Annotated in this window: 11 protein-coding genes and 1 pseudogene; 4 read left to right on the plus strand and 8 right to left on the minus strand. The window is 46.7% G+C overall.

Translation table 11 applies throughout. The features are described from left to right. The 3 genes and pseudogenes from J0895_RS21205 to J0895_RS21215 form a co-directional block, all read left to right on the plus strand. A pseudogene (locus J0895_RS21205) lies at positions 1–444 on the plus strand (radical SAM protein); the annotation flags it as partial. Positions 445–472: 28 nt separating this feature from the next. Then, the gene (locus J0895_RS21210) at positions 473–661 is read left to right on the plus strand and encodes a CPXCG motif-containing cysteine-rich protein (protein WP_207089987.1); all 189 of its coding nucleotides are present in this window, start codon (positions 473–475) and stop codon (positions 659–661) included. 20 nt (positions 662–681) lie between these two features. Further along, on the plus strand, positions 682–1,128 hold the full coding sequence (locus J0895_RS21215) for an SRPBCC family protein (protein WP_207089988.1): 447 nt from the start codon (positions 682–684) through the stop codon (positions 1,126–1,128). Positions 1,129–1,135: 7 nt separating this feature from the next. Here J0895_RS21215 and J0895_RS21220 read toward each other — a convergent pair whose 3' ends face one another. Further along, a complete protein-coding gene (locus tag J0895_RS21220) occupies positions 1,136–4,300 on the minus strand; it encodes a PAS domain S-box protein (protein ID WP_207089989.1) in 3,165 nt (1,054 codons plus the stop codon). A 294-nt stretch (positions 4,301–4,594) separates the two neighbouring features. Between J0895_RS21220 and J0895_RS21225 the strand changes: the two genes are divergently transcribed. After that, the gene (locus J0895_RS21225; RefSeq protein WP_207089990.1) at positions 4,595–4,837 is read left to right on the plus strand and encodes a hypothetical protein; all 243 of its coding nucleotides are present in this window, start codon (positions 4,595–4,597) and stop codon (positions 4,835–4,837) included. Between the two features lie 155 nt (positions 4,838–4,992). Here the strand turns inward: J0895_RS21225 and J0895_RS21230 are convergent, their stop codons facing one another. The 7 genes from J0895_RS21230 to J0895_RS21260 form a co-directional block, all read right to left on the minus strand. Further along, the gene (locus J0895_RS21230) at positions 4,993–6,834 is read right to left on the minus strand and encodes a R3H domain-containing nucleic acid-binding protein (RefSeq protein WP_242541484.1); all 1,842 of its coding nucleotides are present in this window, start codon (positions 6,832–6,834) and stop codon (positions 4,993–4,995) included. Positions 6,835–6,923: 89 nt separating this feature from the next. Further along, positions 6,924–8,144 carry a circadian clock protein LdpA gene (ldpA, locus tag J0895_RS21235; RefSeq protein ID WP_207089991.1) on the minus strand — a complete coding sequence of 407 codons (1,221 nt, stop codon included), beginning with the start codon at positions 8,142–8,144 and terminating at the stop codon, positions 6,924–6,926. 208 nt (positions 8,145–8,352) lie between these two features. Beyond that, positions 8,353–8,898, minus strand: coding sequence for a salt stress protein, Slr1339 family (locus J0895_RS21240; RefSeq protein WP_207089992.1), 546 nt, complete (start codon positions 8,896–8,898; stop codon positions 8,353–8,355). Positions 8,899–9,348: 450 nt separating this feature from the next. Beyond that, entirely contained in the window at positions 9,349–9,951 is a 603-nt protein-coding gene (locus J0895_RS21245) for a vWA domain-containing protein (RefSeq protein WP_207089993.1), read from the minus strand. Positions 9,952–10,025: 74 nt separating this feature from the next. Continuing rightward, complete coding sequence (locus tag J0895_RS21250) at positions 10,026–10,631, minus strand: vWA domain-containing protein (protein ID WP_207089994.1); 606 nt, start codon at positions 10,629–10,631, stop codon at positions 10,026–10,028. 191 nt (positions 10,632–10,822) lie between these two features. After that, entirely contained in the window at positions 10,823–11,428 is a 606-nt protein-coding gene (locus J0895_RS21255; RefSeq protein ID WP_207089995.1) for a vWA domain-containing protein, read from the minus strand. Between the two features lie 195 nt (positions 11,429–11,623). Continuing rightward, positions 11,624–11,758 (minus strand): zinc ribbon domain-containing protein (locus J0895_RS21260; protein ID WP_207089997.1); only part of this gene is annotated, 135 nt, incomplete at its 5' end.

Below are 11,758 nucleotides of genomic sequence, written 5' to 3' on the forward strand. Positions count from 1 at the left end.
GGTTTACGCTTAACTTTTGGCTGTAGCACCTTTGTCCCGAAAGCGCATACCCCGTTTCAGTGGTTTGGGGTGAATCCTCAAGCAGAAAAACGGTTGAAAAAGCTACAGAAAGAGTTGGGGAAATCGGGTATAGAGTTTCGGCCAGAGAGTTATAATTGGTCCGTGATTCAAGCTTTAATTTCCCGAGGCGATCGCCGCTTATCTTCCCTTCTTGAATTAGTCCGCCATTATGGCGAAACCCTTGGCAGCTACCGTCGCGCCTTTAAAGAACTGCGCGGAACATTACCCGACTTAGACTTTTACGTTCATCAGAATTGGGAATCAACCCAAATTTTACCCTGGAATCATATTTTAGGACCCTTACCTGTCACCACCTTGCAGAAACATCTCGCTGAGGCAACGAGTTATTTTCCCACTTCGGAAATTCATGTTAACATGAAATGATTCATAATTTTTATTTCCATCACAATTTATGCAGACCACAGCCGAATATTATTGTGCTTATTGTGGCGAAGATAATGTCATTTTTGTCGATTTGAGTGCAGGAAGTTATCAGTCTTATGTCGAAGATTGTCAAATTTGCTGCCAACCGAATATTTTATACTTGCAGCTAGATGAAGACTCCCTGGATGTAGAAATCAGCAGCGAACCTGAAAGTTAAATCAAAATAAGACATAATTTATGCTACATTTTAAGTATTCTAGTCTGATAAATGCTCCGGTAGAAGTCGTATGGAACTTTCACGAAAGACCGGATATTTTACAACAGTTAACTCCCCCGTGGCAGCCGGTAGAAATTGTCCGTCGAGAAGGGTGTTTAGAAGTAGGTGCCATTTCAGAATTTAAAATTTTTTTAGGACCGATTCCGGTCCGTTGGTTGGCGCGGCATACGGACTGTGAACCGTATCAATTGTTTATTGATGAACAAGTGGAAGGACCGATGGACCAGTGGATTCATCGCCATGAATTTATCGAGGAAAATGGTAAAACTCGGTTAATTGATGCGATCGATTATGCCATACCCGGGGGATGGGTTCCGGATTTGATGTTGGGGTGGTTTGTAGATGCACGTCTGCGGGATATGTTTCGCTATCGCCATGAGGTGACTCAACGAGAGTGCAGCCGTTAGTTTCAACTTATTTAGTCCCGGTTTTTGTGGGAATCTTAATCATAAACTCTGTACCCAATCCCGGTTGAGACTGACAGTCTAAAATTCCCCGATGTTTTTCCACAATAATTTGATAGCTAATCGACAATCCTAATCCGGTGCCTTTACCCACTGGCTTTGTGGTAAAAAACGGGTCAAATAAGTGATTTTTTACCGTTTCCGTCAGTCCCGGACCATTGTCTTTAATCCGAATCACCACAAAATCATCCTCGGTGAGTTCCGTGTGAATATTAATGGTGGAGGAAGGATTTCGCGAAGCTGAGTTGGGAGTGGGGAATTTCCCATTTCCCGGTTCTCCAGGTAACCCTTTTCGTTCCTCCACTGCATCGATCGCATTGGCAAGAATGTTCATAAAAACTTGGTTCAATTGCCCTGGATAACACTCAATTAAGGGTAATTTACCGTATTCTTTGACTACCTGAATCTGAGACAGGCGATGTTGCAATATGAGTAAGGTGTTGTCAATGCCTTCATGAATGTCTACCGGCTTTTTCTGGGATTCATCTAACCGGGAAAAATTTCGCAGAGATAAAACAATTTGGCGAATTCGTTCGGTTCCCAACTTCATCGAATGCAGGGCTTTAGGCAAATCATCTAAGATAAAGGCTAAATCCAGTCCTTCCAGCAAATCGCGGATTTCAGGAACTGGTTCTGGATAGTAGTGTTGATAGAGTTCTATCAGGGGGAGAAGTTCTTTAAAATAGTCAGTGGCGTGAATGGCGTTCCCATGAATGAACGTCACCGGGTTATTAATTTCATGGGCAATTCCGGCCACCATTTGGCCTAAACTGGACATTTTTTCGGTTTGAATCAGTTTAGTTTGGGTTTCTTGGAGTTGATATAAGGCTTGTTCGAGATGTTGTGCTTGGTCCCGCGCTTGCTGTGCTGTAGCGCGAGATTGAGCGTAGAGTTCCGCTTGGTCGATCGCAATCGTCAGGCGATCGCTAATTGAGTGCATTAACACAACTTCGCTCTCATTCCAAGCCCGTTCCCCACTACAATGAACACAACTTAAAACCCCCATTTGACCCGAATGCGTCTGTAACGGCAGGCAGAGCAAGGATTTAAACACCCAGGTGCGAAAAATCTCTACCACCGTCCCATCGGGATAGGATTCCACCGCATCAATGCGAATCGGTTGCAGTTGCAAACACTGATGGGACCAAGATTCACTCACAGAATAGAAACCCAGGGGACTCACCACCCCGGGCGATCGCGCTTCTTTAACCGTTTCCCAATCCAGGACCGGACAATCATGCTGTTGCATTGGCGATCGCAGTCCTTCTGGAGGCATTCCATTCGGTCGATACCAGCTAAAATAACAGAGTTCAATTTGCAACAACTCGCGAATTTCTTCCACCGTTGTTGCTAAAATTGTCTCTAAATCCAGAGATTGCCGAATCTGTTCCGTGAGTTGATTCAGCAACGCTTCCCGCAACGCTTTTTCCTGTAACCGTTCCTCCGATCGCCGCAATGCTGCCTCAGTCTGTTTGCGCTTCGTAATCTCTTCTACCGTTCCCTCATAATAAAGTAACATTCCCGTCTCGTCCCGGACCGCCCTGGCATTTTCAGCAATCCAAATAATTCGGCCATTTTTGCAGTAAACCTGAGACTCAAAATCAGAAATTTTTCCATGTTGGGCGATCGCCTCAATAAACTCATTCCTGCGATTTTTATCCACATAGAGTTGATAATTTACATTCCGCAGTTCCTGCATCAGTTCCTGGGCTGACTCATACCCATAAATCCGCGCTAAAGCCGGATTGGCACTAATATATTCCCCCTCCTGAGTCGTCTGAAAAATCCCCATAATCGCATTTTCAAAAATGCTGCGATATTTCTCCTCCACCAATTCCCGCGACGCCATTTCCCCTTGCAACTGGGCGATCGCCTCCTGTAACTGTTCCGTGCGCTCCTCCACCCGCTGTTCTAACACTTCATTCGCCGCTTTTAATGCATCTTGATATTGCTGACGCTCCGTAATATCCTGAACCAAAGAAGCCACCCCAATTGCCGTCCCATTCGGGTCAATTAGCGGGGTATTATACCATTCACAAACAATAATTTCACCCGATTTAGTAAAATTATCATTCGTGCTGCGCGTCCCCCCAGTTTGTTGTAATAACGCCTGAAACACTTGGTCCACTTGCTCCCAGGCACTCTTGGGAACAATCAGGTCCACTGCATGATGGTTCAGGGCTTCACCTTTGGAATACCCAAACATTTTTTCCGCCGCTGGATTCCAGTCCATTACCTCAAAATTCCAATCCCATTCAATCACCGCTAGAGGCGTTTGTTGGAAATGTAATCCGAGTCTTTGTTCCGACTTTCTGAGCGCTTCTTGGGCCATTTTACCCTCAGTAATTTCAATCAGCAATCCATCCCATAAAATATCCCCATTCTCTTGCTTTTCCGGTCGAGAATGACCCTCAATCCAGACCACTTTACCCGAGGGAGTGATAAATCGTCCCTCCCAGTGCCAGGGTTCTAAGGTGTCAGCAGAAAGGGCGACCGAACGGGAAAAATTGGGCAGATCATCTGGGTGAATTAGATTAATTAAGACCTGGGCATTATTTTCAATTGACTCCGCCTCAATTTCAAAAAAATCCCGACATCCCGGACTGATATAAGGCAAAAATACATATCCATCCGGACGCATCAGAAATTGATAAATCACTCCGGGTAAATTAGCTGCCAACTGCTGGAACCTTCGTTGGGAAACGGTTAGTTTTTCCTCAGTTTGCTTCTGGGAGGTGATGTCAAATTGAATGGCAATATATTTGTAGGGAATTCCCTCGGCATTCAGAATGGGAGTAATGGTTGTATTGACCCAATAAACCGATCCATCTTTGCGTTTGTTTTTAATTTCACCGCGCCACACTTGACCTTGGGATATCGCCTGCCACAGTTCGGTAAAAAATTCCGGCGGATGAAAGGCCGAATCAACAAGTGCCGGGGTGCGATCGACACTTTCCTCTCGACTATATCCGGAGATTTCTATAAATTTATCGTTCACCTCGGTAATTCGTCCGCGATCGTCGGTTTCAATCACGATCGCCGTATGATTCACCGCAGATTTCCAATTCAGTAAATTTTCTTCACACCGTTGCAAATTAATTGAGCAAGTCGTCATGATTTACCTGGGGGTACAACTGGCTTTAGGTTCTGTCTCTATTAAAGCGATTTCACCGGGAAGAGTCATGAATTGTTGCGAACTGTAACACAAGGATCCTTTTTGGGGGTCCCAGAGCCCAGTCCGTAACAGTACCTCCGCGCGCGATCGCCCTCCCATCCCTCAGATTTCCAGAGAGTACCCCTGGGGATGTTCGGTTATTACCACCGGATTCGTTGTCAACCGCCCTTGCAACATTTCTTTACAGTTTGTTACATTAATTTACATAAGGAACAAAACAACTGGAGAAAATTCATGAAAACCGACTTTAACTTCCCCGGCAAGTACCTCATGGGTCCCGTCGTCTTCCGCCCCAGCTTTAACGAGCAATCCGAAGAAATTAACGCCAATCAAGCCTGGTCCTTGTTTTTCACCGCAGGACAAGAAGACAAAGCCTTGGGATTCAATACAGAAGCGGGTAGATTTTTCACCAACCTCCTCATGGCGATCGCAGTCAGTGGAGTGGTCTGGGCCTTAGTCTTTAACAAGATCGGCTAAATGAAACGCCAAAGCCCAGTACCGTGGAAGGTACTGGGCTTTTTGTTGGATTCCAATTGAACAAGACCATCAAAAATGCCTCCCCATGTTCTAAAGGAGGCATTTTTGATGATTAGTCCTGACAACCGGAATTCAGAGGCAGCATCAACGACCGTTTAAGCCGGATAAATCCGGAGACGGCGATTCGGTTCATCTCCAAAACTGCAAGACTTTAACCGATAATGTTCCACCAACTCATGTTGCATCTTACGGACTTGACCCCCACGCGGTAACAATTCCACCGGCTGTCCCTTGGGAATCACAATCTGTTCCACCGCCAGACGGGCCTCTTCCAGGGCCTCGATTTCATCATCGCTACCACTGTGGGCAAACAGAGACACATCGGACAGTTCCGACGTACTCCCTTCCTCCAAATGCAGCATCCGGCGTAAGGAATGAGCAATCTTGGGAACACTGCTGGAATTAATCGTGAAGATTGGCACCTGGCGGTTTTTAGACATTTGCCGTAACTTAGAATGGTTTTTAACGTGCGATCGCACCGCCAACACCACATCCGCACTATCAATATCCTTCGTCACCACCACCGGCAGGGCCAGAGTGCGAATCACCTGATCCAACTGATGACGACTGACCCCATAAGGATAGACGTGTAACGGCAAATCTTCCCCATTCGGACCTGCCAACGGTGATATTTCCTCAAACCCATAATCCGCCGCCGACGAAAAGCGATCGCCAGGATACAACGACTCATTCAGCATTTGCTCAAAGGACTTTTCCTCCGGCACCGCCTGAGATCTACGCCCCAACTCCGGCAAAGTTTGCGCCGGTAACGGCTGCATCTTCCCACTCGCACGCAACCCCGCACTCCCAAACGGACTTACCGTCCCTGTCGTCGTCGTCGGATTTTGGGGATGTAACTCATTAGTAGTCGTCACCTTCCCGCTTTCGCTCACCGTCCGCACTTGGAGATTCGGCTGGCGTCCCCGCAGCAAACTATCTACCGTTTCCGACACCCGTTCATGAACCACCCAGCGCTTGCGTTCGCTCATTTCCACCGCAATTTCAAAAGTCGGGGGTGCTTTGCGTTCCAAGACCGTTTTCTGAGACCCCCGACGCCGCGCCTCTTCATCGCCAAGAGTCACAGACTGAATTCCCCCCACCAAATCGCAAAGGGTAGGGTTTTTAATCAAGTTTTCAATCTGGTTACCGTGGGCAGTTCCCACCAACTGCACCCCGCGTTCCGCAATGGTTCGGGCCGCTAATGCTTCCAGTTCGGTGCCGATTTCATCAATGACAATCACTTCCGGCATATGGTTTTCCACCGCCTCAATCATCACCTTATGTTGAAACTCCGGTGCCGCCACTTGCATCCGTCGCGCCCGCCCGATCGCCGGATGAGGAATATCCCCATCCCCAGCAATTTCGTTAGAGGTATCGATAATCACCACCCGTTTGTGGAGTTCATCTGCCAAGACTCGCGCAATTTCACGCAATGCCGTAGTTTTCCCCACCCCCGGACGGCCTAACATTAAAATGGATTGTCCGCTTTCGACTAAATCGCGGATCATGTGAATCGTGCCGAATACAGACCGCCCCACCCGGCAAGTTAAGCCGATAATTTCCCCCGTCCGATTGCGAATCGCGCTGATGCGGTGCAGGGTTTGTTCAATACCGGCGCGATTATCTCCGCTAAAGTGACCGACTCGTTCGATCGCATATTTGAGGTCAGAACGAGAAACGGGGATATCGCTGATATATTCGGCTGTATTGGGAAAACGCGCTTCCGGAAGCCGTCCCAAATCCATCACCACCTCAATTAAGTTACTCAGGGATGAGTGCGTTGTTAAGTGTTCGCGAATGGTTTCGGGCAAAATTTGCAGCAATTGGCTGAGATCGTCGGTAATCTGCGTTCTTCCGAGATCGACGTTTTCCACTCCACTCTGCGCTTGGGATTGGATCGGGTTGTCAATCGGTTGATTTCCCTGAGAATTAACCATAAATTCTGGCGTCGATAACTGAGCAGGACAAAAAGGTAAAAACAGAAAATGGAGGAGTCAAACGTTGGAGATCAATTAAGCGTGGTCTATCATGGCAATGTATTATTTGTATTATTCTGTAATTGTAAGCCAAATTTGATTTCAGAAACAAGGGAATTAGCTAAACTTACTGCTTCCCACAGTAAATCTGGGCAGTCTTCCAGGGCGTAACTCCCTGAGAAAGTCTCTCCCTGCTGTTGTTCAACCCGTTCTAAAATGGGGGATAAGAGCACGCGAGCATAGCTGCCATAGGCGACTCCAGATAGAAAGGAGTTGGTATGATTATCTCCGGGGTTGACTTGACTCTGGCGCAATAATCCCATTGATTTGAGTTTGGAAACCGTATGCTGATTGGTGCCACCGGCAAGTTGGACAAATCCCGGTAACCCCGCCGCTAAAACTTTTTGGCCTAATTTGATGGCGGCGCGAGTGGTCCCGATGCCAATATCTCCACTCATCGGACGTCCGTCCGTTTGCCAGATCAGCGCACAGGGGAGGGGAGAGATGGCGTGATAAATGGCCCAGAGGTAATCAATCAGGTTTTCCCCATCGGGACAGCTAATGGCAACGACCTTAAGCTGGTTTACTTCAGGGGCGATCGCACTCCACAGGCGTTTAAAATCCTCGATTCGACCCACTTGCGTATGAATTTCTACAGCGTTGACGCCTTTAGATAACACCGATGGGGCGATCGCTGTCGGTGTCGAGACATACGAACGGGTGACAATTTGTCCAATGGGACAAACGGGTAGGCATCGTCCGCATCCATAACAGCGGTCTTCTATGACCCCGGCAGACTGAAACTCCGGTGAATTTTGAGTGGTCTTAAAGGATGAATCACCGGGTTTGGGTTGAATGGTTAAAGCTGACGGGGGAAAGGCGATCGCCTGCGCTGGACAAATACTTTCGCAAGGTCGAGGACAATCTGGGGGACAGTTTTCTGGATTAAATTCTGCTTTTCTAAAATGTGGATCTTCCCCATCATTTAAGCTGACCATGAGTAATGGCCGAGATACTTCCCTCTTCGCGAAATGATGGCGATCGCCTCGTTTTTGAGCCGCTTGCGCGAGGGTGACACCCTTTTCTATCGCTTCCACGGCAGCAGCAATCACCGCTGGATCTGCGGCAACATCAATACAGTCCGCACCAGCTAGGCAATAGGCCAAGGTAATATTTCGCACAAACTGCAAATGCTGAAAACTGGCACCGCAGATGAGCTTAAACCAATGGCCTTCAGATAAGGATGTTAACGGGTCGTTCAAGTTGCTCACACCTCTATGCTAATGCGAGCGGTTACAGATTGGGAGTGCTGACCACAATTTATTTCTAGGGGAACAGTTGGAAGGAATGGGTTAACCCGGTTCCGGTTGCAGATCAAGGTTGAGGGCGATCAGGTTTCCTTTCCAGATTTAGGGAAATCCCACTCTTCTGACTCTATATCTAGGGTTGGAATTCCCTCCATCAGCCGGAAAAATGCCGCTATCCCTCTCCCCTTTTCTCCGATGGGTTTGCCTCTAAATAGGCGATCGCGGCCTCCAACTTCGACGAATAATGTTCCGCAAATTGTCCGAACCAAAACCCTTCATCGGAATAAGGATCTAGTTTTTTCAACCACTCCTGTGCTCGTTTGGCTAACCCGAACCGCTGTTTCTGCTTGAGACGTTCCAGCTTTTTCGCTTCTTCCTGGCGTTCTTGTTCGCGTTGGAGTTGTTCCGCCTGTTCTCGCGCCTCAACCTCCTGCTTGACATCCCCGAATAACTGATCTAAATGTCCACCCAGTCCCTCAGACGTTGACTCCAACGCGATCGGATTAACATTCAAGGAAGGCTGCACTTTGGGTTCCTTCGCTTCCGACTGAACTTTCTCTAACAAACTGTCTAAATTATACATCACCTTGGGCGGATTGGCCGATGGCAACTTGCCAGGTTTTGGGGTTGGTTTTGCCTGCACTTGATCCGGCGACTTCGGCCCCGGATTTTCATTTTCAGCCTTGATTTGCTCTAATAATTTTTCAATTGAATCCATATCCTTAATTCCTCTTCTACTCTCCTAATCGAACAATTTAAGACGATTCCCGTTTATTTTATTTTAAAGACAATATTCAATCTTTCACCCGACCCCTTGCTATCCAATCCTCTCATTTTTCTGACAGGATGAGGCCCGAAGGACAAGAAACCGGGTTTTTGGCGAGGATTATGCTAAATAGCAGAGATTGTGTAAAAAACCCGGTTTCTAACCTTTAAGGGACAAGAAACAGAATTAGACTCAAGGGACAAGAAACAGGGTTTTTAGCGAGGATTATGCTAAATAGCAGAGATTGTGTAAAAAACCCGGTTTCTACCCTTTACTGTACCCCCGAACTAGAGGAGGTAGAAGGGGTTGCAGATTTAAGAATGTACCTTTTGCAAACAGGAGGCAGAGCCTCCATTAGAGCATTCCCAGGCAGAGCCTGGGAACGAGGTTGAGTGTTTAAATCTAATCCCCGATCGCCTTCAGTAACACCTCCGACAATGTGTAATCCTCCATTTCATCCATCGTAATCGTATCGACGATATCAAACTTCGCCCCTACGCCTTCCAACTCATCATCCAAGGCTTTTAAAAACCGAGTAGCTTGGGCATCATTTCCCACTTGAATCATAGAAATAGCTAACTCTTCATCCCGATCCATCTGACGAGTTGCCTCTATAATCACTTTCATCACCGCCTTGCGATCGTCTGGTTCTCCATCGGTAATCACCAGAATCGTTTCACCGGATTTCGCCTCACCGGACGCTTTATTTTTAAAATAATGATTCACCGCATCTTTTAAAACCGATGCTAAATCCGTTCTTCCCGAAGGTTCGTTTTCTTGGAAAACTTGCGCGACTTTCGCCGAAGTTACATTGTCATAGCGTTGAAAGCGCCCGGAAAACAGATAGACGGTAATTCCATCGGGATCTAACTGTTCGCATTTCGCCGCCAAAGCAAAGGTAGACTCTTCTGCCGAGGACCAGCGCGTTTTGTTCCCACTGCCATCGGTGGTCATCATACTGCCGCTTTTATCCACAATCAACGTGTAATCTCGATTGTCTAACATAATTGTCTCGTTGTTTTCAGATCAAAAAAGGTAAAATTTCCGCCGAAGCGGGAAGAGAATGAAATGACCGTAAATTAATCAACGATCGCCCGTAACAGAACCTCTTTCAAAGGCGTTTCTTCCATATCATCCATCGTAATGGTATCTACGATGTCAAATTTGGCTCCAACGCCTTGTAAATCATCATCCAAAGCCTTTAAAAAGCGCATCGCTTGGGCATCATTACCCACTTGAATAAAAGACATGGCTAATTCTTCATCCCGATCCATCTGGCGGGTGGCTTTAATAATCACTTCCATCACTGCTTTGCGATCGTCTGGTTCCCCATCAGTCACCACGAGAATGGTTTCTCCATTGGGTTTAGTTTGACCGGAAGATTTGCGCTGAAAATACTGATTCACAGCATCTTGGAGGACTGCTGCTAAGTTGGTCCGTCCCATCGGCTCATTTTCCTGATAAATCTGCTCGACTTTGGCTGCGGTTACATTATCGTACCGTTGAAATCGTCCAGAAAACAAATAAATGGTAATCCCATCGGGGTCAAATTCTTCACATTTTCGGGCTAAAGCTATGGTAGATTCTTGAGCCACTTGCCATCGGGTTTTACCCCCCGGTTGATCCGGGATGGACATACTGCCACTTTTATCGATGATTAGAGTATAATCGCGATTGTCTACCATGATTTTTTGCTCTGAATAAATTAAACTGCATCGGATGAAAGCGAGTTAACAAATGTATCTCACTTTAGATAATATGGCCTCAACTCTTCAAAAATCAGGCCCATTATCAACGGACTCTTCCCTGAGTCCATTAAATTTTCTAAGTCGGGCGATCGCAGCCCAGCCTTCTTTGATGATAAGCTGCTCATCAATTAATCAATGATGGCATTCATCAAAACTTCGGTCAAAGTCATTTCTTCCATGTCATCAATCGTTAAAGTATCCACGATATCAAACTTAGCCCCGGCATTAATTAAATCATCATCCAGTGCTTTGAGAAATTGAGTGGCCGTGCGATCGTTACCAATTTGAATGAAAGAAATCCCCAATTCTTCATCTTTATCAATTTGGCGAGACGCTTCAATGATTACTTTCATCACCGCTTTGCGATCGTCCGGTTCCCCATCGGTGATGGCTAAAATCGTTTCCCCATTCAGTTGGGTTTGACCCGCAGATTTTCGTTTAAAGTAATTATTCAGCGCATCTTGTAAAACCCCCGCTAAGTCGGTTCGACCCGCAGGCTCATTTTCCTGGAAAATCTGCTCGACTTTAGCTGCTGTTACATTGTCGTAGCGCTTAAACCGGCCTGAAAAAACGTAAACTGTAATGCCGTCGGGGTCTAACTCTTCGCATTTTCGGGCTAATGCCAGGGTAGACTCTTGTGCTTCTTGCCATCGGGTTCGTCCCCCCCGTTGGTCTGGGGTGGACATACTGCCACTTTTGTCAATAATCAGTGTATAATCGCGGTTATCTAGCATCAGAATAGCCCTAAGTCTGTGCAAAAAACATCAGAAGCGGGAGTGCTGCTATCGGCTCAGTCATCCGAGGCGATCGCCGCTGTCCCCTCCTCTTGATAGCTTAACTCAAAGCCGCTCTCTAAAACTTACTCAAACTTAATTGTATGATGTTTAGTTCCTAGCTTGGATCTTCATAAGACCTTTCCATCACTAGGCTTACACGGCTGAACTATCCGCGTTTTCCAAAATAATTGAGGCATTTAAGTCACGATCTATTGAGATGTGACAGTTCGGACAGTCATACTGCCTTTTGTCCAGGGGCATTTTTTGTCGGTGTCCGCAGTTGGAACA

The sequence above is a fragment of the Phormidium pseudopriestleyi FRX01 genome, from assembly GCF_017313335.1.
Lineage (GTDB): Bacteria > Cyanobacteriota > Cyanobacteriia > Cyanobacteriales > Laspinemataceae > Laspinema > Laspinema pseudopriestleyi.

Bases quoted from the DNA above. Each gene is read 5' to 3' on its own strand.
- J0895_RS21245 (WP_207089993.1), bottom strand. From the start codon at position 9,951: ATGTTAGACAATCGAGATTACACGTTGATTGTGGATAAAAGCGGCAGT.
- J0895_RS21255 (WP_207089995.1), bottom strand. From the start codon at position 11,428: ATGCTAGATAACCGCGATTATACACTGATTATTGACAAAAGTGGCAGT.
- J0895_RS21225 (WP_207089990.1), top strand. From the start codon at position 4,595: ATGAAAACCGACTTTAACTTCCCCGGCAAGTACCTCATGGGTCCCGTC.
- J0895_RS21240 (WP_207089992.1), bottom strand. From the start codon at position 8,898: ATGGATTCAATTGAAAAATTATTAGAGCAAATCAAGGCTGAAAATGAA.
- J0895_RS21250 (WP_207089994.1), bottom strand. From the start codon at position 10,631: ATGGTAGACAATCGCGATTATACTCTAATCATCGATAAAAGTGGCAGT.
- J0895_RS21230 (WP_242541484.1), bottom strand. From the start codon at position 6,834: ATGGTTAATTCTCAGGGAAATCAACCGATTGACAACCCGATCCAATCC.
- J0895_RS21220 (WP_207089989.1), bottom strand. From the start codon at position 4,300: ATGACGACTTGCTCAATTAATTTGCAACGGTGTGAAGAAAATTTACTG.
- J0895_RS21215 (WP_207089988.1), top strand. From the start codon at position 682: ATGCTACATTTTAAGTATTCTAGTCTGATAAATGCTCCGGTAGAAGTC.
- J0895_RS21210 (WP_207089987.1), top strand. From the start codon at position 473: ATGCAGACCACAGCCGAATATTATTGTGCTTATTGTGGCGAAGATAAT.